Below are 23,653 nucleotides of genomic sequence, written 5' to 3' on the forward strand. Positions count from 1 at the left end.
AGCGACATGATACTGGAAAGCGTCGGCCACACGAAATCAACAAGGTGACAGCCTGCCCACGGCTGGGTATCGTGGCAACTTCTCCCGTGCCGACAAGACGCCATGCTGACGCCGATTTGCCGACATTTCATTGCTCGTTCAAGCCAGTACTTTGCGCTCACGGCCATTGCGCTGCTGGTCATGATACCGACCTTTTCATTCATACCGGAAGGCGAACATCTGGGGCAGATACGCGAGCGCGATTTCATTACCGTGCACACGCGCAATACGCCCACCACCTATTATGAGGGTCGGCACGGCCCCACCGGGTTTGAGTACGAGCTGATGCGCCAATTCGCCGACAGCCTGGGGGTCAGCCTCAATCTCGACGCCCGCCACCACGCGGGAAGCGTGCTCCCCGCCGTGCGCGACAAAGGCGACCTGGGCGCTGCCGCGCTACCCCTTCTGCCCGATACGCCCGGCATTCTCTACACCCGCCCCATCATCAATATGCAGCCGCTGGTGGTGTACCGTCGCGGCCTCTACGGCATCGAGGCGCCGAGCGACCTGGTCGGACTGTCGCTGGGCACCTTGAACGGCGCCGGCACCAGCAAGGCCCTGCGCGCCCTGCAGCGCGAGCACCCCGAACTGAGCTGGCGTGAGTCCCGCGAGCTGGAGGTCGCCGAGCTGCTGGCCCAGGTGGAGAATGGCCGCCTCGACGCCGCGGTGATTTTCGACCACCAGTTTCGTATCAACCGACTGTTCTTTCCCGACGTAGAGCGCGGCTTTACGCTGGGCGACCCCGTGTCGATGGCCTGGGCGTTACCCAGCGGGCGAGGGCTCGGCCTGCTTCAGGCGGCCAACCGCTTTCTCGAAAACCTTCAGCAGAGCGGCACCCTGGATCAACTGGTCGCGCGCTACTTCGGTCACGACGACTACCTGGAATATGTCGGCACTCGCACCTTTCTGACCCATCTCGACGCGCGCCTCCCCCGCTTCACTGACGACTTCAAGCAGGCCGCCGAAACCACGGGCTTCGACTGGAAGCTTCTGGCGGCCGTTGGCTACCAGGAGTCGCACTGGGATCCCGATGCGGTTTCTCCCACCGGCGTACGCGGACTGATGATGCTGACTCGTCCCACCGCCAAGGAAATGAACGTCGACAACCGCCGCGACCCTGAACAAAGTATTGACGGCGGGGCACGATACCTGCGCAGCCTCATGGATCGCCTGCCCGAGGAGATTACCGGCGACGACCGTCTCTACATGGCGCTTGCCGCCTACAACGTGGGCCTGGGTCACCTTTACGATGCCCGCGACATCGCCGACATGCGCGGTGCCAGTCCCAATCGCTGGGCAGATGTGCGCGAAGCCCTGCCGCTGCTGCAGCAGCGCGAATGGCACAGCAAGACGCGCCATGGCTATGCCCGCGGCGGCGAACCCGTCATCTATGTCCGCAATATTCGCCGCTATTACGAAATGATCGAATACGTTGAGCGCAGCCGCCAGCAGTTTTTTCAACTGGAACAAACGCCTATCAACGCGGATTCGCTGCTAATGTTTGAACTTGTGCCGCCGCTGGATTAAGTCGAGACCTCATGCCCCAGACGCTTTTCCCTCGCATCGCGCCAAGCCTCACCGCGGCCTCCACGCTGGGGGCAACGGCGCTGCTGGTGGTATCGCCGGATATCACCACGCTGGCTTTGTGGTGCCTGGGGCTCGCCCAGTTGGCGGCCATGCGAGGATGGCGGATATCCGCCTGCCTGCTGGCCGTGAGTACTTTAGGACTGCTCGCCCCCGGCATGCTCAGCTACCTGCTACCCGAAACCTGGCTCTCCACCGCCACCTGGCAGTTGGTGGCCGAACGTGTCTGGCCGAGCGCGACGCTCGAGACGCTCAGAGCGCCGCTGCTCGCGACGGTTTCCCTGCAGTTGACCGCGCTCACACTACTGCTGCGCTGCCGAGCGCGGCTAGGCGCGCCGCTATTGATCATTGCCGCCAGCCTGCTCATCATTCTGCAGGTCGCCGAACCCACCCTGCGCCAGGGCCTGCCCCCGCTGCTTCACTATGCCGCGGACGGGCAAACCCTGCTGCTTCACGCGACGCTCCTGCTGGCCCAGCTGCTGCTTGCCGGTCCCAACTGGCGCAACAAGCGCTACCTGGCCCTGTCGTTGTGGACCGCCCTTGGCCTGGTCGGCCTCTCGCTGCTGCTCTGGCAACAGCTGCACTTCCAGACCGAGCGCACGCTCCATCAGCGCGCCGAAGCCCGTGTTCAAACCGTCACGACCCAGCTGAACCGCGAGATCAGCGACCACCTGGATGCCATGCGCCGCTTTGCCCGCATCTGGGCACTGCAGTCGACGCCGCCCACCTACCGCCAATGGGCACAGCAGGCCAAAGGCTATAAACGCGACTTTGACTACCTGATCAACATTGCCTTCATCGCGCCGGACAGCAGCATGCGCCAGGTGTACCCTCCTACACCGCTGAACCTTAGCACCCTGGGGGTTCGTCTGTTCGATGTTCAGCCCGAGGGTCGGCCCGCACTGGAACCGGCCTTGCGCGGCGAGCGGGAGGGCAGCACCGAGGTCATCGAGCTGCTGCAGGGCGGCGCGGGCATGATTCACTACCTGCCGGTGCGCAGCAACACCCAGGAAGTGCTCGGCGCAACGGCCATGGCGATGAGCCTGCCAAGGCTGGCCGACACCCTTTTCCAGCGGCTGCCCAGCCCCGATGGCTTGATTCAATGGCACGACGGCGAGCGGATTCTCGCCGAGCACGGCGAGGCGAGCCATCCCGGCCCATGGACCTATCAACACCTCGTGACGCTGGGCAATCGCACGCTGACGCTTACCGACCGGCCACGGCGCGATCACCTGCTCAGCCAGCTGCCGAGACTGCCCACGCTCAGCCTGGTATTGGGCCTGACCTTCGCGCACCTGGTCTACCTGGTGATCTATACCTTCATGCGGCTGGGCGACCAGCACCGTGCCATGCAGCAAAGCAACGCCTCGCTACAGCAGGAAATGCACACCCGCAGCCAGCTACAACGCGAAGTCGAGTGGCTGGCGCGCCATGACGAGTTGACCGGCATCGCCAATCGCCGCCACTTTCTCGACCACGTCAGCGCCTACGAAAGCAAGCGACCGCTCAGCCTGGCGCTGTTCGATATCGATCATTTCAAGCGCGTCAACGATCAGCTGGGCCATCTGGTGGGCGACGACTACCTGGCGCGGGTGGCCGAATTGGGCGAGGCCCTGATGGCGCATCACGGCGGCCTGTTTGCCCGCTACGGCGGCGAAGAGTTCGTCGCCTGGCTGCCCGGTCTGGATATCGACGCCGCGCGGTCGGTGGCGGAGTCACTGCGCCTTAAGTTGATTGGCGCGCACCTGGCCCACGCCGACGGCGAGCCCATCACCCTGAGCGCCGGCGTGGTCAGCGTGAGTGACGCCCGGCCACTCGACATGACCCGCCTGATGCAGACTGTCGACGACGCGTTGTATCGCGCCAAGGACGCCGGCCGCAACCGGGTCGTCACCGGCCAACTGGACGACTGACTAGCCGTCCGCCGCGTCTCGCCGGGCGGCAAAAAACGCCTTCAAGCATTTGCGCGAAGCGGCCGCCAGCACGCCGCCCTCGACCTCGATGGCGTGATTGAACCACGGCTGAGCCAGCAGGTTGGCCTTCGATTCCACCATACCGGTGCGCGGCTCTGCGGCCGCGTATACCAGGCGGCGCAGCCGAGCGTGAACCATCGCTCCGGCGCACATCATGCAAGGCTCCAGCGTGACGAACAGCGTGCAGTCCGCCAGCCGGTAGTTGCCCTGTTGGAGCGCCGCCGCGCGCAGCGCACGGATTTCCGCGTGGCCACTGGGATCGCAGCTGGACACCGGGGCATTGCCTGCCTCGCCGATAATCCGGCCCTCGGCGTCGACCACGACGGCGCCTACCGGCACTTCGTCCATGGCCGCTGCCAGGTGCGCCTGATCCAGCGCCCGGTGCATATAAAATTCATCGCTGCGTATCACGGCAAACTCCGTTAAGGTAACAAAACGATCGTATGAACGGTGCCTCGTGCGCCGCTTGCTAAGAGACCATAGGATACCGAGAATGGCAGACGCGCTGAATACGCTGGTCAACTTGCTTGAGCTGGAACCCCTGGAAGACACCCTGTTTCGCGGACAAAGCCAGGACCTCGGCTTTCCCCAACTCTACGGTGGCCAGGTATTGGGCCAGGCGCTGGCCGCCGCCAGCCGTACCGTGCCCGACGAGCGCCGCCCGCACTCGCAGCACGGCTACTTTCTGCGCCCCGGGGACCCGCACCGCCCGGTGGTCTACCAGGTGGATACCGTCCGCGACGGCGGCAGCTTCACCACCCGCCGCGTCACGGCGATTCAAAAGGGCCGGCCGATCTTTTTCTGCAGCGCCTCCTTTCAAAGCAGCGAAACGAGCATAGCCCACCAGCGCGACATGCCCGCAGTGCCCTCCCCCGAGGCGCTGATGGAAAGCGGTGACGTCAAACACGCCCGCTTTCCCGGCCACCCGATCGAATTCCTGCACCTCAAGGAGAATCCGGATCAGGCGCTGCCCACCGGGCAGTGCCTGTGGTTTCGCCTGGCCGGCAAGCTACCCGACGACGCAGCTCTCCATCGTCACCTGCTTTCCTATGCCTCCGACTTCAATCTGCTCACCACCGGCCTGGTGCCCCACGGCATCCGCTATACCGATCCAACGTTACGGATCGCCAGCCTCGACCATGCGCTATGGCTGCATGAAGATACGCGCCTGGACGATTGGCTGCTGTACGTCATCGACTCGCCCTGGGCAGGCGGCGCGCGCGGCCTTGCCCGGGGCCATATCTACCGGCGCGACGGCCGCCTGGTGGCGTCTACCGCCCAGGAGGGCCTGATCCGCTACCCAACCGGCGAGTAGATGATAAACGCCCGCTGACAAGCGGGCGTTCGGGTCTGGCGTCGCTGACGGAGCGGGCTATTCGCCGTAAACGTCATTGATGGTGCCCAGCGGATAGTGGGCCGGATAGGGCTTGCGCGCCACGCCCGAATCCACCGCCGCCTGAGCCACCGCCGAGGAAACCCGCGCCAGCAGGCGCACATCCACAGGCGTGGGAATGATGTAGTCGCGGCCGAACTGCATGTCGGTGCGTTCGTAGGCATCCAGCACTTCTTGGGGGACCGGCTCGCGGGCCAGGTCTTTGAGAGCATGCACTGCGGCCAGCTTCATGGTTTCGTTGATGCGCGTCGCCCGCACGTCCAGCGCGCCGCGGAAGATGAACGGGAAGCCCAGGACATTATTGACCTGATTGGGAAAATCCGAACGTCCGGTGGCCATGATCACGTCGGGGCGCGCCTCCCGAGCCACCGTCGGGTGAATCTCGGGATCCGGGTTGGTACAGGCAAAGATTACCGGATCCGCCGCCATCTTCTTGACCTGCTCCGCCGACAGCAACCCGGGACCCGACAGGCCGATGAACACATCGGCCCCGTCGATGGCGTCATCCAGGGTGCGCATGGCCGTATCCCGGGCAAACTCGGCTTTATACTCGTTGATGCCCTCACGCTCATTGTGGATAACCCCGCGACGATCGAGCATGATCAAATTATCTTTGCTCGCCCCGCAGGACACCAGCAGGCGCATACAGGCAATGGCGGCCGCCCCCGCCCCCATGCACACGATCTTGACGTCGCCGATCGCCTTGCCCGCAATATCCAGCGCGTTGAGCATGCCCGCCGCGGTGACGATCGCCGTGCCGTGCTGGTCGTCGTGGAAGACCGGGATGCGGCAGCGCTCGATCAGCGCCTTTTCAATTTCAAAGCACTCGGGCGCCTTGATGTCCTCAAGATTGATCCCGCCCCAGGTATCGGCAATGCGCGCCACGGTGTCGATAAACGCCTGCGGGCTTTCCGCATCGACTTCGATATCCACCGAGTTGATGCCGGCAAAGCACTTGAACAGTACGCCCTTGCCTTCCATCACGGGCTTGCTGGCCAGCGGGCCCAGATTTCCCAGCCCCAGGATCGCACTGCCGTCGGAAATCACCGCGACCAGGTTGCCTTTACCGGTATAGCGATAGGCATTTTCGGCTTCACGGGCAATTTCCCTGACCGGCTCCGCTACCCCCGGGCTATACGCCAGCGCCAGATCCCGGGCGGTCGCGGTGGGTTTGGTCAACTCCACCGACAGCTTTCCGGGAATCGGCTTCGCGTGATAGTCCAAGGCGGCCTGCTTGTTTGCATCGGTCATGGTGTCGGATCCAGTTGCATGGAAGGAAGGTAAGTACGCTCAGAATATAGAAAAACGCAAGGCTGCTCAAGCAAGCGGTAAACCGCGCATGGAAACGGTCGTTTTAACGACTTTTACCTCGACTTCGTAACATTTCGAATATATTTAGTGAAACTTATACCTGATCATTCCAGCCATAACGATTGCCTTATTGATGCATGGCAGCATATTAGTGGAAATATTTTTCAATAAAAGTCTTTCTGCAGGATCGGATGGATACACCCGTCGGATATAAAAAAACCCACGCCGTGGCGTGGGTTTCTCACCGGCACCGAGGGCCGGCGATGTGACCAATCCGTGGGGATTAGCCGCGCTTGATAGCAGCGCCAAAACGCTTGTTGAAGCGCTCTACGCGGCCACCGGTGGTCGCCTGCTTCTGCTTACCCGTGTAGAAAGGGTGGCAGTTGGAGCAAACGTCCAGAGAGAAGTCCTGACCCGACGTGGACCCTACCTGGAAACTGGCACCGCAGGAACAATTGGCGGTGACCGTGTTGTAATTCGGATGGATACCTTGTTTCATCTTGAGCCTCATCAGCGGTATGCCGCCACCTGATCTCGTGCCAGGCACCGCATACGGTTTAAAAAAACGACTAACCGGTTAATCGCTCCGTCGTTTAGATTCAGAGCGGCCGCGTATTCTAGCAAAACTTATGCCGGAGGCCAATTGCCCGACGCTGTTTCCGCCCAGGTGCTCAAGATTGCCCTGCCGTCGCCCCTGCGACGCCTGTTTGATTATCTACCCAATCGACAGACGCCGACCGGCGGCTGGCAGCCGGGCCTGCGCGTTCGCGTGCCGTTCGGTCGTCGCGAGGTCGTCGGGGTGATTATCGAGCTCACCGACCACAGCGAGCTGCCGCGAGCGCAGCTACGCCAGGTCAGCGACACCCTCGACGATGCACCGCTACCCACGGACTGGCGCTGGCTGTGCCAGTTTGCCGCCCGCTATTACCAGCACAGCCTGGGCGATACGCTGCACATGGCGATGCCCGCGCGACTGCGCCAGGGCCACCCCATGGCGGGCCGGACGCAAACGCTCTGGCGGGCGGCGGGGGCCGCCGACGATGAACGCCTCGCCCGCGCACCCAAGCAGGCCGGGCTCCACGCGCTGCTGCTGCAGCACCCCCATGGGTTGCCGGGCCGCGCGGTCAGCGCCCATGGGTTCAGCCGCGACCAGCTAATGGCCCTTGAAAAAAAGGGCCTCGCCCACGCAAAGGACATCACGCTCACCGCCCCCGCGCCGCCCAGCGGCAGCTTGCTGGCAAGCCCGGCGCTGCCGCTCAACCGCGAGCAGGCAACGGCGCTGGCCGCGCTCCACGAAAAGCTCGACGACTATCACCCCTGCCTGCTCGAAGGCGTCACCGGCAGCGGCAAGACCGAAGTCTACCTGCAGCTGATCGAAGCCGTCGCCGCCAAGGGCAAGCAGTCCCTCGTCCTGGTGCCGGAAATCGGCCTGACCCCGCAGACGCTCGCCCGCTTCAAGAACCGCTTCCGGGTGCCCGTCGTGGCGCTGCACTCAGGCCTCACCGACCCCGAGCGTCTGGACGTCTGGGAGGCTGCCGCCAGCGGCCGGGCGCTGATCATCATCGGCACCCGCTCGGCGATCTTCACGCCGCTGGCCAACCCAGGGGCGATTATCGTCGACGAAGAACACGATGGCTCCTACAAGCAGCAGGACGGCCTGCGCTACCACGCCCGCGACCTGGCGGTGGCCCGCGCCCATCGCCAGAAGATTCCGCTGCTGCTGGGCAGCGCCACGCCGTCCCTGGAAAGCCTGCAGCAGGCACTGACGGGGACGTATCGGCACTTACGCCTGACCCAGCGGCCCAGCCGCCATCCGCCCGCCAAGCTCGAGCTGGTGGATATGCGCCACCAGCGACGCCAGGGCGGCCTGCTACCGGCGTCGCTCACCGCCATCAAGAACACCCTGGCCGGCGGCAAACAGGTACTGATTTTCATCAACCGGCGGGGGTTTGCGCCCACCCTTGCCTGTCACGCCTGCGGCTGGATCGCCGAATGCGGTCAGTGCGACGCCCGCATGACCCTGCATCGCCAGCCGCCGCTGCTTGCCTGCCATCACTGTGACAGCCGCTGCGGCCTGCCGGATGCCTGCCCGGACTGCGGCAGCGGCGACCTGCGCGCGCTGGGCAGCGGCACCGAACGCACCGAGGAAACCCTGCAGGGCCTGTTCCCCAAGACCACGGTGCAGCGCATCGACCGCGACAGCACGCGCCGCAAAGACAGCTTCGAGCACATGCTCAAGGACATTCAGCGCGGCGAGCCCTGCCTGCTGGTGGGCACCCAGATGCTGGCCAAAGGCCACCACCTGCCCCACGTCACCCTGGTCGTGGTGGTCAATGCCGACGGCGGTCTCTACGCCGCCGACTTCCGCGCGCTGGAGCACAGCGCGCAGCTCCTTGAGCAGGTCGCGGGGCGCGCCGGGCGCGCCGCTCATCCCGGCCGCGTTCTGGTGCAGACCCTGCACCCCGACGACCCGCATCTTGGCCAGCTGGCCGAACACGGCTACGGTGCCCTGGCGCGCAACCTGCTGGAAGAGCGACGCCTGGCCCAGCTACCGCCGTTTTGCTTCATGGCGCTGCTGCGCATTGAAAGCCCCAAGGAAGACGCCGCCCTTGCGCTGGCGCAGCAGGCGGCTCAGGCGCTGCGCGAGTGGCTGACCCAATCGGCCACGCCGGCACGCTGCCTGGGCCCGGTGCCCGCGCCCATGGAACGCCGCCAGAACCGCTACCACCTGCAGGTCATGCTCGCCGCCGACAAGCGCAGCCAGCTGCATGCCGCCGCCAGCTGGCTGGTGCAATGGCTCGAGGCCAACCGCGACGCACGCCGGGTTCGCTGGTCGATCGATATCGACCCGCAAAGCCTGTCTTAGCGCTTATAAATAAACGTTAAGACAGCGATTTACATCACGCTGTTGCCAGGGCAGGTTGAAGCGAGGGTCTTTCGCCCAGGGATGGCGAAAGTAGCGCCCAGGAAGGGGTTCACAGCGCCCTCGCGGAAACCTGCCCTGGCGCCAATACGTGTACAGATCTGCTTGTTTGGCAACGCGCCTTTGAAACTGCGGCGCAATTGCCGATAATAGTCGCCTTACTGGTACACCTCGCACAGATGCGCACACGCCGCCAACACCGGATACCTAGATGAAAGACACGATTACTTCACTGCTCGACGGCGCGGTTTCTGCGCTCAAGCACCAAGGCGTGCTGCCCGCTGATCTTCAGCCCACCATCAAGGTGGACCCCACTAAAGACAAGGCCCACGGGGATTACGCCACCAACCTGGCGCTGATGCTGGCCAAACCCGCCGGCATGAAGCCCCGCGAACTGGCCGACGCCCTGGTGGCAGCCCTGCCTGACAGCGATGCGATCCACAAAACCGAGATTGCCGGCCCGGGCTTCATCAACTTTTTCGCCGCCTCCGACGCCGCCGCGCAGATCGTCGCCCAGGTGCTCGACAGCGGCGACGCCTTCGGGCGCAGCCTGATCGGCAAGGGTGAAAAGGTGCAGGTGGAATTCGTTTCCGCCAACCCCACCGGCCCCCTGCACGTCGGCCATGGCCGGGGCGCGGCGATTGGCGACTGCCTGTGCCGCCTGCTTGCCGCCAGCGGTTACGACGTGACCCGCGAGTTCTACTACAACGACGCCGGGGCGCAAATCGACAATCTGGCGCGCTCGGTACAGGCGCGCGCCAAGGGGCTCGGCCCCGAGGATGACAGCTGGCCGGAAGACGGCTATCGCGGCGACTACATCGTGGATGTAGCCAAGGACTTCATGGCGGGCGAGACCGTGTCTGCCGACGACCGTGAAGTCACGGCCAGCGCCAACCCCGATGACCTGGACGCCATTCAGGCGTTTGCGGTGGCCTGGCTGCGCCGCGAGCAGGACCTGGACCTGAAAGCCTTCGGCGTCGAGTTCGACGTCTACTTCCTCGAATCATCGCTGTACGCCGACGGCAAGGTGGACGCCACGGTAGAAAGGCTTATCGCGGCCGGCCATACCTTTGAGGAAGACGGCGCCATGTGGTTGCGCACCACCGACTTCGGCGACGACAAGGATCGCGTGATGCGCAAGCGTGAAGGCGGCTATACCTACTTTTTGCCCGACGTCGCCTACCACCTGAACAAATGGCAGCGCGGCTTCAAGACGGTGATCAACGAACAGGGCGCCGACCACCACTCGACGGTGACCCGCGTACGCGCCGGCCTGCAGGCGCTGGACGTCGGCATCCCCGAAGGCTGGCCCGACTATGTACTGCACCAGATGGTCATGGTGACCCGCTCCGGCGTGGAGGTAAAACTTTCCAAGCGCGCCGGCAGCTATGTCACCGTGCGCGACCTGATCGACGAAGTGGGCCGCGATGCGACGCGTTTCTTCCTCGCCGCCCGCCGGGCCGACTCGCAGTTGACCTTTGATATCGACCTGGCGCGTTCCCAGTCCAACGACAACCCGGTCTACTATATTCAGTACGCCCACGCCCGGGTGTGCAGCATGCTGCGCAAAGCCGAAGCGGCAGGACAGCCTTTCGATCACGACCTGGCGCTGGCCAACCTGGCCCTGCTCGACAGCGACCAGGAGCGCGCCGTGCTCAACCGCCTGGCGCGCTACCCGGAAGCGGTCGAGAACGCCACCCGCAACCGCGAGCCCCAGCAGATTGCCCAGTTCCTGCTGGATCTGGCGGGCGATTTCCACACCTGCTACAACGCCGTCAAGGTGATGGTCGACGACGCGACCCTGCGCAATACCCGGCTGGCGCTGGGTCTGGCCACCCGCCAAGTATTGCGCAACGGACTGGATCTAATGGGCGTCAGCGCGCCCGAGGAGATGTAAGCCATGGCCAGCCCGCGTAAAAAGCCCACCCGGCGTGGCGCCACCAGTCAGCGCAAGCCCGCCCGCCGCTCAGGCGGCGGGTTTCGGCTGCCCGGCTGGCTGTGGGGGCTGGCCGGCATGGCGGCAGGGTTCTTTCTCGCCCAGCACCAACACGGCACCGCCCCCTGGCAGGATCCGCCGGAAGCCCCCGTCCAGACGGCCTCGGAGCCGGACGCTGCCGAGCGTGAAGCCCGCGAAGCTGCGCGGGAAACCGAAGCGTCGGCGGAACCCTCGATGCCCACCTTCGAGTTCTATACCCTGCTGCCCGAAACCGAGGTGATCGCGCCGGGCGCTGCCCCGGCGTCGACTGTCGAAAAGCCGGCGGCGGCCGAGACGGATGAAGTGGCTGGCGATGACAGCGTCGACGACCCCATCGCCCAGGTGATCGCCGCCAACATGCGCCCTCAGGAACAGGTGACCACCGCCCAGCAAACCGCCAGCGACGACGGCGCCCGCTACGTCCTCCAGGCGGCGTCTTTCCGCGAGCTTGACGACGCCGAACAGCTCCGCGAGCGGCTGCGCAACCTGAGCCTGCTGGCGCAAATCAGCGAGATCCAGGCCAACGGCAGCACCTGGCACCGCGTGCAGGTGGGCCCTTACGAAGATACCCGCGAACTCAACCGCGCCCAGGATTTAATGACCACCCAGGGCATCGAGCCGCTGCTGATCCAGCTGCAAAACTGAGAAACCCGGTCTGAATAGTCGGCGGGCGGTTGATTTTTTATCGGCCGCCCGCATTCTGTTGGGAACTGCTTATACAATGGTCGCACTGCGGCCCGACCGTCATCGGGAGCACGCCTCCCCCAAGGAGTTATCTCCATGACCACCATCGTATCCGTTCGTCGCGGCAATGAAGTCGCCCTGGCAGGTGACGGCCAGGTGTCGCTTGGCAACACCGTGATGAAAGGCAATGCCAGCAAGGTACGCCGCCTTTACCGCGGCAAGGTGCTGGCTGGTTTTGCCGGCGGCACCGCCGACGCCTTCACCCTGTTCGAGCGCTTCGAAGCCCAGCTCGAAAAATACCAGGGTCACCTCACCAAGGCCGCCGTCGAGCTGGCCAAGGACTGGCGCACCGACCGCGCCCTGCGCCGCCTGGAAGCGCTGCTCGCCGTGGCCGACCATAGCGCCTCGTTGATCATTACCGGCAACGGCGACGTAGTGGAGCCGGAACGCGGCATCATCGCCATCGGCTCCGGCGGCAACTATGCCCAGGCAAGCGCCCGCGCGCTGCTCGAAAACACCGAGCTGGGGGCCCGCGACATTACCGAGAAATCCCTCGCCATCGCCGGTGACATCTGCGTGTTCACCAATCATCACATCACGCTTGAAGCGCTGAACATCAACGAACGTTGAGGCCCCTTTTATGACCCAGATGACACCCCGCGAGATCGTCCATGCCCTGGATCAATACATTATTGGCCAGCAAGACGCCAAGCGCGCCGTGGCTATAGCATTGCGCAACCGCTGGCGCCGCATGCAGCTGGACGACGAGCTGCGCCCGGAGGTCACGCCCAAGAATATCCTCATGATCGGCCCCACTGGCGTGGGCAAGACCGAAATTGCCCGCCGCCTGGCCAAGCTGGCACGAGCACCGTTCATCAAGGTGGAAGCCACCAAGTTCACCGAAGTGGGCTATGTGGGCCGCGACGTCGAATCGATCATCCGCGACCTGATCGAAGCGTCGATCAAGATGGTGCGCGAGCACGCCAAGGAAGAAGTCGGCCACCGGGCCGAGGACGCGGCGGAAGACCGTATCCTCGACGCCCTGCTGCCGCCGCCTCGCGGCCAGGAAGACAAGCCCCGCGACGACAGCGGCACGCGCCAGGCCTTCCGCAAGAAACTCCGCGAGGGCCAGCTTGACGATAAGGAAATCGACATCGAGGTGTCCGCCCAGGGTCAGGGTATCGACATCATGACCCCGCCGGGCATGGAAGAAATGACCAGCCAGCTGCAGAGCCTGTTTTCCAACATGGGCCAGCAGAAGCGCGAAACCCGCCGCGTGAAGGTGAAAGAGGCCTTTGGCCTGCTGCGCGACGAAGAAGCCAGCAAGCTGGTCAACGAAGAGGAAATCAAGGCCCGCGCCGTGGAAGCGGTCGAGCAGCACGGCATTGTCTTTCTGGACGAGATCGACAAGGTGGCCAAGGGCAGCGGCCAGTCAAGCGGTGGCGACGTCTCCCGCGAAGGCGTGCAGCGTGACCTGCTGCCGCTGATCGAAGGCTCGACCGTGTCGACCAAGTACGGCATGGTCAAGACCGACCATATCCTGTTCATTGCGTCGGGGGCTTTCCACCTATCGCGGCCGTCGGACCTGATTCCCGAACTGCAGGGCCGACTACCCATCCGCGTCGAGCTGGATGCACTGACGCCGGGCGATTTCAAGCGTATCCTGACCGAGCCCTCGGCGTCGCTGACCCGGCAGTACAAGGCATTGCTGGCCACCGAAAAACTCGACGTCGAGTTTACTGAGGATGGCATCGAGCGCATTGCCCAGATCTCCTGGCAGGTCAACGAGGGCACCGAAAATATCGGCGCGCGCCGTCTGCATACCGTCATGGAGCGCCTGCTAGAAGAGGCCTCCTTCAAGGGCGGCGACATGGAAAGCCCACTGCTGGTCGACGCCGACTATGTCAATGCCCAACTGGGCGAGCTGGCCGTCGACGAAGACCTGTCGCGCTATATCCTCTAACGCGTTGGCTCGGCAAGGATGCCGAGCCTCGGTGTGCCCTGACCGACACCCGACGCCAAGCCCTTAATTGAGGTACGTCATGACTGCTCCCACCCCGACCCGCGTTCACTACCACAAGCCGACCCGCGAGCTGGAGCTCGGCTACGCCAACGGCGAAAGCTATCGCCTCCCGGTGGAGCTGCTGCGTGTCTACTCCCCCTCCGCCGAAGTGCGCGGCCACGGTGGCGATACCGCCGTGCTGCAGGTCGGCAAGAAGGATGTGGGGCTGCAGAATATTACCCCGGCCGGCAACTACGCCCTCAAGCTGCACTTTGACGACGGCCACGACAGCGGCCTGTTCAGTTGGAACTACCTCTACGAACTGGCCCAGCATCAAAGCGAGTACTGGGAAAATTACCTGCAGCGGCTGGACGAGGCCGGCGCCTCCCGCGAGCCTGCCAGCATCCAGTTCAAACAGCTGTGACGTCGCGTCCCGGCGGCAAACGCAGACAAGCCAGGGCGGACAAGGCTACAATGCTGCCAACCTTTTAACGCGGCGACCGCCTGGTCGACGCTCTTCGCCTCGAACTCGGGAGCTAGAGCCCCATGAGCCCCACGGATAAGCGCACGACCGATTTTGGTTACCAGGAAGTTCCCCTCGACGAAAAAGCCTCGCGGGTCGCCGACGTGTTTCATTCGGTCGCCGCACGCTATGACGTCATGAACGACCTGATGTCGATGGGTATTCATCGCGTCTGGAAGCGCCTGACCATCGAGCGCGCCGGCGTTCGACCAGGCCACCACGTGCTCGATATTGCCGGCGGCACCGGTGATTTGACACTCAAGTTTTCACGCCTGGTCGGCCCGCGGGGCAAGGTCGTGCTGGCCGATATCAACGCCTCCATGCTCAACGTGGGGCGCGACAAGCTGATGGACAACGGCGTAGGCAGCAACGTCGAGTACGTCCAGGCCAACGCCGAGTGCCTGCCGTTCCCCGACAACAGCTTCGACTGCATCACCATTGCCTTCGGCTTGCGCAACGTTACCGACAAGGACGCCGCGCTGCGCTCCATGGCACGGGTTCTCAAGCCCGGCGGCCGCCTGCTGGTGCTGGAGTTTTCCAAACCCAACAACCCGCTGCTCTCGAAAGCCTACGACGAGTACTCCTTCCGCCTGCTGCCCAGGATGGGCGAACTGGTGGCCGGCGACGGCGACAGCTACCGCTATCTGGCCGAGTCGATCCGCATGCACCCCGATCAGGACACCCTGAAGAGCATGATGGAAGACGCCGGTCTGGAGCGGGTGGAGTACACCAACCTGACCGGCGGCATCGTCGCACTGCACCGCGGCATCAAGCTATGACACCAACCACCGAGAGGTCAGCATGCTGGTAACCCCGACCCTGTTGCTGGCCGGCTGTGAACGCACGTTGAACGCCCTTCTCGCCCGGGACCCGGCGTCACCCTCACGGCTGGCGGCGCTGGCGGGCAATCGCCTGCTGGTACGCTTCGAGCAGCCGCATCTGGCGCTGGTCATGCACTATCATGCGGCCGGGATTGACCTGCTGCGCGGCGACGACCTGGACGACAGGCATGCGGATGCGGTGGTCGAGCTGACGCCGGAAACCCTGTCGGCCTGGCTGGGCGGGGCCTCGGCCGAGCAGCTGATGTTCGAGGGCAAACTGGCCATTCGCGGCCAGGTTCACCTGCTGGAGGCCACGCGCACGCTGCTGCTGGATCTGGATCTCGACTGGGAAAGCGAACTGGCCCGCTGGCTGGGTGACGCCCCCGCCCACTCGCTTGCCGAGGGCATGCGGCGCGCAGCCGAGTGGGGCCTGCGCACCCGCGACGAGCTGGTGCAGGACGTCGCCGAATACGTCTTCGAAGAGGCCCGCCTGCTCCCCGGCCGCCAGCAGCGCGATGTATTGCGCGACCAGCTTACCTCGCTCGAAGTAGCCACCGACCGCCTCGAAGCACGCTTTAAACGCCTTGACCGACGGCTGCGCGCGGGGGATCGCCCATGAGCCTGCGGCTTTTTCGCATCAGTTGGGTGATTGCCCGCCACCGTCTGGATACGCTGCTGCCGCTTGATCGGCTGCCCTGGTGGCTGCGGTTTCTGCTGTGGTTTTCGCCGCTGCGCCTGATGCCCATCGGCCCGCGCTCCCGGGGCGAGCGTTTACGGCTCGCGCTGGAGGCGCTGGGGCCAATTTTCATCAAGTTCGGTCAGATGTTGTCCACCCGCCGCGACCTGCTGCCCGAGGACATCGCCGACGAGCTCAGGCGCCTGCAGGATCAGGTGCCGCCCTTCCCCGGCGAACACGCGGTCACCCGGGTCGAGAAAGAGCTTGAAATGTCGCTCAGCGACGCCTTCGCCTTTTTCGACCCGGCACCGCTGGCCTCGGCCTCGATCGCCCAGGTTCACGTCGCCCGGCTGCACAGCGGTGAAGACGTGGTGGTCAAGATCATCCGCCCCGGCATCGACCGCATCATGCGTCAGGACATGGCACTGATGTACCAGGTGGCCAAGCTGCTCGCCAAGGTACCCGAAGCACGTCGCCTGCGCCCGGTGGAAGTCATCCGGGATTACGAGGCCACGCTGTTCGACGAGCTCGATCTGTACAAGGAAGCCGCCAACACCTCGCAGCTGAAGCGTAATTTCAAGGACTCGCCGCTGCTGTTCGTGCCGACCATCTACTGGCCATTCACCCGCCGCCACGTGATGGTTCAGGAACGTATCCGCGGCGTGCCCGTCGCCGACCTCGACACCCTCAAGGCCAACGGCACCAATCTCAAGAAGCTCGCCGAGCGCGGGGTGGAAATCTTCTTCACCCAGGTCTTCCGCGACAATTTCTTTCATGCCGACATGCACCCCGGCAATATTTTCGTCAACTGCGACAACCCGGAAGACCCGCAATATATCGCCATTGACTGCGGCATCGTGGGCAGCCTCACCCGGGAAGATCAGGATTACCTGGCGCGCAACCTGCTGGCATTCTTCCACCAGGATTATTACGAAGTCGCCGCACTGCATATCGAATCAGGCTGGGTGGGTGAAAACACCCGCGCCAACGAGTTTGCCGCCGCCATTCGTACCGTCTGCGAGCCGATACTCGAAAAACCGTTGAAAGATATCTCCTTCGGCCAGGTACTATTGGGGCTGTTCCAGACCGCACGGCGCTTTAATATGGAAGTGCAGCCGCAGCTGGTGCTGCTGCAGAAAACCCTGCTCAATATTGAGGGGCTGGGTCGGCAGCTTTACCCTGACCTGGATCTGTGGAGCACGGCCAAGCCCTATCTGGAACAATGGATGAAGGAGCGCGCGGGCTTCGGTGGGCTATGGCGCTCGCTGAAACGCCAGGCCCCGGAGCTTTCGCACCAGCTACCGGAGCTGCCGGTGCTCGCCCACCATGCCCTCACCCGCATGGAACAGGAGCACCGTCAGCGCCACCAGCAGGTAACGGCCATCAGCACCATGCGACAACAGCTGGCGCGTCAGGGCAAACGCCACCACCGCCTGCGTATCGGCTTGATTCTGCTGGGCCTGGCGCTTGCCTGGCAGCCGCTCGCTCAATGGGCCAGCGGCCAGCCATGGCCAGTGCTGGTCGCCGCCGGCATCGGCCTGCTGCTGCTGGCATGGCAATAGTTCAAGAACCCGAGGATCCCCATGGACACGACGCCTTCAACGCCCAATAATGCGCCTGTGCTGGATACGCTTGCCGAGGTACTGCAGCAACGTCGCCACGCCTCGCCGGACGATTCGTACGTGGCTTCCTTGCATTACAAGGGATTGAACAAGATACTCGAAAAACTCGGCGAGGAAGCGACAGAAACCCTGCTCGCCGCCAAAGACGCCGAGCAGGGTAGCGAGGCGGCGCGACAGGCGCTGGTCGCCGAAACCGCCGACCTGTGGTTTCATAGCCTGGTGATGCTGTCGCACCTGGATCTCGATCATCAGGACGTCCTTGACGAACTGGCACGCCGCTTCGGCATTTCCGGCCACGACGAAAAAGCGGCCCGCACACCATAACCTTAAGGCTCTGCAACGTAGCCCCCATCACGAGGACACGCATATGTTAGGTGGTATCAGTATTTGGCAGCTGCTGATTGTGCTAGGCATCATCATCCTGGTTTTCGGCACTAAAAAGCTTCGCAACGTCGGCACCGACCTCGGCGGTGCGGTAAAGGGCTTCAAGAAAGCCGTTCACGAAGAAGACAAGGACACTGACAAGAAGGACGACGAGCAGCCCCAGGCGAAAGTGCGTCACGACGAGCCGGGCAATACCTACGATGTCCAGGCAGAAGAAAAAGCCAAGCAGGCAGCTGAAAACAACGACGAGCGCAAATAAGCCATGTTCGACTTTGGCTTTTTTGAAATTCTGGTCATTGGCGTCGTCGGACTGCTGGTGCTCGGCCCCGAACGCCTGCCGCGCGCCGCGCGCGCGGTGGGTCTATGGGTAGGCAAGATCAAGCGCACCGTGTCAGGCATGCAGCGCGAAATCAGCGCCCAGCTGGAAGCCGAAGACCTGCGCCAGACGCTCAATGATCAGCAGAAAAAGCTCGATGACAGCCTGCGCAAGGCCAAGCAAGACGTGGAACGCATCGCCGAGGCCGACAAGCCGGCAACGACGTCCAGCACCACTTCAACGGCGTCGGAACAGCACGCCGCCAGCGCTGCTTCGCACCTGGATGACGCTTTGGAAACGGTCCGCGATAAAGCGCCAGCGTCGCCCGACGCTGAGTCACTTACCAAGGACAGCAAGCACCCATGAGCATGTCTGGTGATTCGCAGGAATCCAATAACGAACAGAAACAGGCGCCGCTCATCGAGCATCTGATTGAGCTGCGCTCACGACTGATGCGTGCGGTGATCGCCATTCTGGTGGTGTTTCTCGGACTGTATTCGTTCTCGAACGATATCTATCTTTTCGTGGCGGAGCCGTTGATGGCGCTGCTGCCGCCAGGGTCGCAGATGATCGCGACGGAAGTGGCCTCGCCGTTTCTCGCGCCCTTCAAGCTGACATTGGTAACGGCGTTGTTTATCGCCATTCCCTTTGTGCTGCATCAGGCGTGGTCGTTTATCGCCCCGGGACTTTACGATAACGAAAAAGCCCTGGCGATTCCTATCCTGGTGTCCAGCATCCTGCTGTTCTACGCCGGGGCGGCGTTCGCCTATTACGTGGTGTTCCCCTTGCTGTTTGCGTTTTTCACCCAGACGGGGCCGGAAAACATCACGGTCATGACCGATATCAACCAGTACCTGAACTTCGTGCTCAAGCTGTTCTTTGCGTTTGGCTTGGCGTTCGAGATCCCGGTGGCCACCTTCCTGCTGATTCTGTCCGGTGCCACCACGGTGGAGAGCCTTTCCCAGAAGCGCCCGTATATCATCCTGGGCTGCTTTGTGGTGGGCATGGTGCTGACCCCGCCCGACGTGATTTCACAAAGCCTGCTGGCCGTGCCGATGTATCTGCTCTACGAAGTCGGCCTGCTGTTTGGGCGTCTGGTTCGCAAACGCCGCGACGAAAAAGCCGCTGAAGAACAGACAGAAGAATAAAAGCGTCGTAAATTCGCGGTGCAAAAAAGCCGCTGTCCTGGACAGCGGCTTTTTGATGCAGGGAGGGGCACCTAGCGGGCTAGCCCATCATTTCGTCGATACGGTCGACCAGCTTGAAGATGCCGGTGGCCGCCTCGCTGATCCTTGTGGCCAGCATGTAGGCCGGTGTCGTCACCACGCGGTGTTCCAGATCTACCACGATATCCTCGACGCGGCAGCTGCGGTGCAAGCCGCCCATGGCGCTGATGGCGCCCGAGACGCCGGGATCATTGCCCACCGTCACCGCAATGCCATCGCCCAACAGGCGGGTCGCCAATACCGGTGCAATACAGATCAGCCCAATCGGCTTGGCATCTTCGCGAAAGCCTGACAGCACTTCCTTGAACGATGCCAACACCTCCATGCTGTCGCCCGCGCTGGCAAAGTCAGACAGGTTCTTGGCCACCCCGAAGCCGCCGGGCACGATCACGGCGTCAAACTCATCGGCGGCCAGCTCGGTCAGCGGGCTCACGTCTCCGCGCGCCAGCCGTGCGGACTCCACCAGCACGTTGCGGCGTTCGTCGGTGCTGTCCTCCTGGGTGAGGTGATTGACCACATGCTGCTGGTCGATATCCGGGGCAAAACAACGATACCCTATTCCCAGCTGGTCCAAACGCAGCAGCGTCAGGGTCGTCTCGTAGATTTCTGACCCGTCGAATACACCGCAGCCGGCCAGAATCACTGCCACCTGTTTGGTCATGCGTTTTCTCCTTATGCAGGGCCTGCTCGTTCAGCAGCGTTTGCGCCACTTTAGTCAGTCTTTGAGCGCGCCACAAGGCGGCTTTCGCCGAAGGACAAGGCTGATATACTCAGTCAAGGCCGACCGACACCTCATTTGCGAGTTTCAATGGAGAATAGCGTTGAGCACATCAACCCCTCGTCACTTCCCCGCGACCCGTCTGCGCCGCATGCGTCGGGATGACTTCTCCCGCCGCCTGATGCGTGAGTCGACGCTGACCCCCGGCGACTTGATCTTGCCGGTCTTCGTGCTCGAAGGCAGCCAGCAGCGCGAAGCCATTGCCTCCATGCCGGGGGTCGAACGCCTGTCGATCGACCTGCTGATCGAGCAGGCTCGCGAGGCCTTTGCGCTGGGCATCCCCGCCATCGCGCTGTTCCCGGTGGTGGGCAGCGAACAGAAAACCGAGTTCGCCGAGGAAGCCTACAACGCCAACGGTCTCGTCCAGCGCAGCGTGCGCGCTCTGAAAGAAGCGCTTCCCGAGCTGGGTATCATCACCGACGTGGCCCTGGATCCCTACACTATCCACGGCCAGGACGGGATCATCGACGCAGACGGCTACGTGCTCAATGACCGCACCGTCGACACCCTGCTCAAGCAGGCGCTGTCTCACGCCGAGGCCGGCGCCGATGTGGTGGCGCCCTCCGACATGATGGACGGGCGCATCGGCGCTATCCGCCAGGTGCTCGAACAGGAACACCTGCCGAACGTGCGCATCATGGCGTACAGCGCCAAGTACGCGTCGCACTATTACGGCCCCTTCCGCGATGCCGTCGGATCCGCCGCCAACCTGGGCAAGGCCGACAAGCGTACCTATCAGATGGATCCGGCCAACAGCGATGAGGCGCTGCACGAAGTCGCCATGGACATTGCCGAGGGCGCCGACATGGTCATGGTCAAACCGGGAATGCCCTACCTGGACGTCGTTCAACGAGTCAAACGCGAGTTGCGCGTTCCCACCTACGCCTATCAGGTGAGTGGCGAATACGCCATGCACCGCGCCGCGTTTGATCACGGCTGGCTGGACGCCGACACGGTCATCCTGGAGTCGCTCATGTGCTTCAAACGCGCCGGGGCGGACGGTATCTTGAGCTATTTCGCCCTCGATGCGGCGCGACTGCTGGCCGGCACCCGCTGACCTCGACGGTCTGGATGACAATAGCGTGACACGTCTTTGTCATCTTCTACCGGCATACTGTGTTACAAGCGGCATATCAGCCAGTGATATGCTCGGAGACGACTAACGCCGGAGGCAGCCACGATGGACGACCAGGCCACTGATCATTCGCCCAACCCGCTCACTGAGCCGGGTAGCGGCGACAGCGAAACGCCGCCGCTGCGCGTCAATCGCACGCCCACGGGCGTGCAAGCGCGGGAAGCGTTGCCGGAAACCGACCTGGACGACCCGCAGCTTTACTTCAACCGTGAGCTGTCCCACCTGCAGTTTAATATCCGCGTCCTGGAACAGGCGCTGGACGATGCCCATCCGCTGCTCAACCGGTTGATGTTCCTGCTTATTTTCTCATCCAACATGGATGAATTCTTCGAGATTCGCGTCGCCGGGCTCAAGCACCAGATCGCCCTGGGCGACGACTCGACGGGTGCCGACGGCCGGCTCCCCAGGGCGGTGCTTGCCGAGATATCCCAGATCGCCCATGCGCAAATCGCCCGGCAGTACGACATCCTCAACGATACCTTGCTGCCCGCCCTGGAGGCCCAGGGGCTGCGGTTTCGCCGCCGCGATCAGTGGACCAAGGCGCAAAAGGACTGGGTTCAGGAGCTGTTCAACAACGACATCATGCCGGTGATCAGCCCCATCGGCCTGGATCCTTCGCATCCTTTTCCGCGCCTGGTCAACAAGAGCCTCAACTTCATCGTCGAGCTGGAAGGCAAGGACGCCTTCGGGCGCGCCGGGGGCATGGCGATCCTGCCTGCCCCCCGCTCGCTGCCGCGCCTGATGGCGCTGCCCAAGCACCTGTGCACCGAAGGCTTCACCGAGTACGTGTTCCTGTCTTCGATGATTCATGCCCATGCCGAGGAGCTGTTTCCGGGCATGAAGGTGCGCGGCTGCTACCAGTTCCGGCTGACGCGCAATGCCGACATGAGCGTCGACCCGGACGAGGTCTCCGACCTGGCCTCGGCGCTGCGCGGTGAGCTTTTGGCCCGCCGCTACGGCAGCGGCGTGCGACTGGAAGTCGCCGATAACTGTCCGGAGGATCTGACCAATTTCCTGCTGCGCCAGTTTAGCTTGGAAAACGACGACCTGTACCGCGTGCGCGGCCCGGTCAACCTGACCCGGATGATGGCAGTGCTGGACGACGTTGACCGCCCCGAGCTGCTCTACAGACCCTACTCGCCCGGCGTGCCCAAGGCGCTGAAAAGTGGCAGCCTGTTTGACGCCATCGCCAAGCAGGACTTGCTGCTGCACCATCCCTTTCAGTCGTTTTCGCCCATCGAGGATCTGCTCAGCGAGGCCGCGCGCGACCCGGACGTGCTGGCGGTCAAGCAGACGCTCTACCGCACCGGCGCCGACTCGCCCATCGTCAGCGCGCTGGTCGATGCCGCCAGCCAGGGCAAGGAAGTGACCGTGGTGATCGAGCTGCGGGCGCGCTTTGACGAAGCCGACAATCTGCAGCTGGCGTCGCGCCTGCAGGAAGCCGGTGCCATCGTGATCTACGGCATCATGGCCTACAAGACCCACGCCAAGCTGTTGCATATTGTACGCCGCGAGCGCGGCGGACTGCGCCACTACGCGCATCTGGGCACGGGTAACTATCATTCCAAGACCGCCAAACTGTACACCGACTACAGCCTGCTGACCGCCAACAAGGCGCTGTGCGCCGACGTTCACCGGGTGTTTCAGCAGCTGTCGGGGATGGGTCGCGCGCTCAAGATCGACACGCTGCTCCACGCGCCGTTCACGCTGCACGATCAGCTCATGGCCATGATCGACCGTGAAGCCCAGGTGGCGCGCAAGGGCAAACGCGCCCATATCATCATCAAGTGCAACTCGCTTACCGAGCCGCAGCTCATCAAGGCACTGTATCGGGCTTCCCAGGCGGGCGTGGAGTGCGACCTGATCATTCGCGGCATGTGCTGCCTGAAACCCGGCGTGCGGGGGGTGTCGGACAACATTCGCGTCCGCTCGATCATCGGACGTTTTCTGGAGCACACCCGGGTGTTCCATTTCCATAACGACGGCAAGCCGGAAATCTGGTGCTCCAGCGCCGACCTCATGTCACGCAACATGTTTCACCGCGTGGAAACCTGCTTTCCCCTGCTGGATAAAAAGCTCGCCACCCGGGTGCGCAAGGACCTGGAAACCTACCTGGTGGATAACTGCCAAAGCTGGATGCTGCAGAGTGATGGCAGCTATCATCTTCAGAATCCCGGCGGCAGTGATGCCATCAGCGCCCAGGAGACACTGCTCTACGCCTACGCCACCAAGAGCTGACGCATCCCCCGTAGCATGCCCCCGGCCGCGAGCCGGGGGGGGTTAGCGTC

General features: G+C 63.4%; 22 protein-coding genes. 18 read left to right on the forward strand and 4 right to left on the reverse strand.

Annotated elements, in window-relative coordinates; translation table 11 throughout:
* Window positions 1-102 precede the first annotated feature (102 nt).
* Together mltF and QC815_RS01775 are read left to right on the forward strand one after the other, a co-directional pair.
* Entirely contained in the window at window positions 103-1,566 is a 1,464-nt protein-coding gene (mltF, locus tag QC815_RS01770; RefSeq protein ID WP_230448364.1) for a membrane-bound lytic murein transglycosylase MltF, read from the forward strand.
* A gap of 11 nt (window positions 1,567-1,577) precedes the next feature.
* Entirely contained in the window at window positions 1,578-3,536 is a 1,959-nt protein-coding gene (locus QC815_RS01775) for a sensor domain-containing diguanylate cyclase (RefSeq protein WP_230448363.1), read from the forward strand.
* Here the strand turns inward: QC815_RS01775 and tadA are convergent, their stop codons facing one another.
* Window positions 3,537-4,004, reverse strand: coding sequence for a tRNA adenosine(34) deaminase TadA (gene tadA, locus QC815_RS01780; protein WP_230448404.1), 468 nt, complete (start codon window positions 4,002-4,004; stop codon window positions 3,537-3,539). It lies immediately after the preceding gene.
* Between the two features lie 85 nt (window positions 4,005-4,089).
* Here tadA and QC815_RS01785 point away from each other — a divergent pair, with 85 nt between their 5' ends.
* Window positions 4,090-4,911, forward strand: coding sequence for an acyl-CoA thioesterase (locus QC815_RS01785; RefSeq protein ID WP_309766611.1), 822 nt, complete (start codon window positions 4,090-4,092; stop codon window positions 4,909-4,911).
* A gap of 57 nt (window positions 4,912-4,968) precedes the next feature.
* On the opposite strand, the gene QC815_RS01790 is transcribed toward QC815_RS01785, so the two are convergent.
* Window positions 4,969-6,240 carry a malic enzyme-like NAD(P)-binding protein gene (locus QC815_RS01790; RefSeq protein ID WP_309766613.1) on the reverse strand — a complete coding sequence of 424 codons (1,272 nt, stop codon included), beginning with the start codon at window positions 6,238-6,240 and terminating at the stop codon, window positions 4,969-4,971.
* 343 nt (window positions 6,241-6,583) lie between these two features.
* Complete coding sequence (rpmE, locus tag QC815_RS01795) at window positions 6,584-6,799, reverse strand: 50S ribosomal protein L31 (protein ID WP_044630499.1); 216 nt, start codon at window positions 6,797-6,799, stop codon at window positions 6,584-6,586.
* Between the two features lie 144 nt (window positions 6,800-6,943).
* Between rpmE and QC815_RS01800 the strand changes: the two genes are divergently transcribed.
* The 13 genes from QC815_RS01800 to tatC all read left to right on the forward strand — a co-directional run bounded on the left by QC815_RS01800 (window position 6,944) and on the right by tatC (window position 19,374).
* Window positions 6,944-9,166, forward strand: a complete 2,223-nt coding sequence (locus tag QC815_RS01800) for a primosomal protein N' (protein ID WP_309766616.1) — start codon at window positions 6,944-6,946, stop codon at window positions 9,164-9,166.
* A 268-nt stretch (window positions 9,167-9,434) separates the two neighbouring features.
* On the forward strand, window positions 9,435-11,120 hold the full coding sequence (gene argS, locus QC815_RS01805; RefSeq protein WP_309766618.1) for an arginine--tRNA ligase: 1,686 nt from the start codon (window positions 9,435-9,437) through the stop codon (window positions 11,118-11,120).
* A gap of 3 nt (window positions 11,121-11,123) precedes the next feature.
* Window positions 11,124-11,843, forward strand: coding sequence for an SPOR domain-containing protein (locus QC815_RS01810; protein WP_309766620.1), 720 nt, complete (start codon window positions 11,124-11,126; stop codon window positions 11,841-11,843).
* Between the two features lie 135 nt (window positions 11,844-11,978).
* Complete coding sequence (hslV, locus tag QC815_RS01815) at window positions 11,979-12,512, forward strand: ATP-dependent protease subunit HslV (protein WP_230448357.1); 534 nt, start codon at window positions 11,979-11,981, stop codon at window positions 12,510-12,512.
* A gap of 10 nt (window positions 12,513-12,522) precedes the next feature.
* Window positions 12,523-13,845 carry an ATP-dependent protease ATPase subunit HslU gene (gene hslU / locus QC815_RS01820; RefSeq protein ID WP_230448356.1) on the forward strand — a complete coding sequence of 441 codons (1,323 nt, stop codon included), beginning with the start codon at window positions 12,523-12,525 and terminating at the stop codon, window positions 13,843-13,845.
* Between the two features lie 79 nt (window positions 13,846-13,924).
* On the forward strand, window positions 13,925-14,308 hold the full coding sequence (locus tag QC815_RS01825) for a gamma-butyrobetaine hydroxylase family protein (protein WP_230448355.1): 384 nt from the start codon (window positions 13,925-13,927) through the stop codon (window positions 14,306-14,308).
* Between the two features lie 122 nt (window positions 14,309-14,430).
* The gene (gene ubiE, locus QC815_RS01830; RefSeq protein WP_230448354.1) at window positions 14,431-15,186 is read left to right on the forward strand and encodes a bifunctional demethylmenaquinone methyltransferase/2-methoxy-6-polyprenyl-1,4-benzoquinol methylase UbiE; all 756 of its coding nucleotides are present in this window, start codon (window positions 14,431-14,433) and stop codon (window positions 15,184-15,186) included.
* Window positions 15,187-15,208: 22 nt separating this feature from the next.
* Window positions 15,209-15,847, forward strand: a complete 639-nt coding sequence (locus tag QC815_RS01835; protein ID WP_230448353.1) for a ubiquinone biosynthesis accessory factor UbiJ — start codon at window positions 15,209-15,211, stop codon at window positions 15,845-15,847.
* Window positions 15,844-17,466, forward strand: coding sequence for a ubiquinone biosynthesis regulatory protein kinase UbiB (gene ubiB / locus QC815_RS01840; RefSeq protein WP_230448352.1), 1,623 nt, complete (start codon window positions 15,844-15,846; stop codon window positions 17,464-17,466). The genes QC815_RS01835 and ubiB overlap by 4 nt, the downstream gene beginning before the upstream one ends.
* Before the next feature lie 21 nt (window positions 17,467-17,487).
* A complete protein-coding gene (locus tag QC815_RS01845; protein ID WP_230448351.1) occupies window positions 17,488-17,850 on the forward strand; it encodes a phosphoribosyl-ATP diphosphatase in 363 nt (120 codons plus the stop codon).
* A 43-nt stretch (window positions 17,851-17,893) separates the two neighbouring features.
* Window positions 17,894-18,169 (forward strand): Sec-independent protein translocase subunit TatA, encoded by a 276-nt coding sequence (gene tatA, locus QC815_RS01850; protein ID WP_230448350.1) that lies wholly within the window; start codon window positions 17,894-17,896, stop codon window positions 18,167-18,169.
* Between the two features lie 3 nt (window positions 18,170-18,172).
* Complete coding sequence (gene tatB / locus QC815_RS01855) at window positions 18,173-18,592, forward strand: Sec-independent protein translocase protein TatB (protein ID WP_309766626.1); 420 nt, start codon at window positions 18,173-18,175, stop codon at window positions 18,590-18,592.
* A complete protein-coding gene (tatC, locus tag QC815_RS01860) occupies window positions 18,589-19,374 on the forward strand; it encodes a twin-arginine translocase subunit TatC (RefSeq protein ID WP_230448348.1) in 786 nt (261 codons plus the stop codon). The genes tatB and tatC overlap by 4 nt, the downstream gene beginning before the upstream one ends.
* Before the next feature lie 79 nt (window positions 19,375-19,453).
* Here the strand turns inward: tatC and elbB are convergent, their stop codons facing one another.
* Window positions 19,454-20,113: an isoprenoid biosynthesis glyoxalase ElbB gene (elbB, locus tag QC815_RS01865; protein WP_309766628.1), complete on the reverse strand. Its 660-nt coding sequence runs from the start codon at window positions 20,111-20,113 to the stop codon at window positions 19,454-19,456.
* Between the two features lie 160 nt (window positions 20,114-20,273).
* Here elbB and hemB point away from each other — a divergent pair, with 160 nt between their 5' ends.
* Together hemB and ppk1 are read left to right on the forward strand one after the other, a co-directional pair.
* The gene (hemB, locus tag QC815_RS01870; protein ID WP_230448346.1) at window positions 20,274-21,287 is read left to right on the forward strand and encodes a porphobilinogen synthase; all 1,014 of its coding nucleotides are present in this window, start codon (window positions 20,274-20,276) and stop codon (window positions 21,285-21,287) included.
* A 123-nt stretch (window positions 21,288-21,410) separates the two neighbouring features.
* Window positions 21,411-23,603: a polyphosphate kinase 1 gene (gene ppk1, locus QC815_RS01875; protein WP_230448345.1), complete on the forward strand. Its 2,193-nt coding sequence runs from the start codon at window positions 21,411-21,413 to the stop codon at window positions 23,601-23,603.
* Window positions 23,604-23,653: the final 50 nt, after the last annotated feature.

Source organism: Vreelandella gomseomensis (assembly GCF_031451645.1).
Taxonomy (GTDB): domain Bacteria; phylum Pseudomonadota; class Gammaproteobacteria; order Pseudomonadales; family Halomonadaceae; genus Vreelandella; species Vreelandella gomseomensis.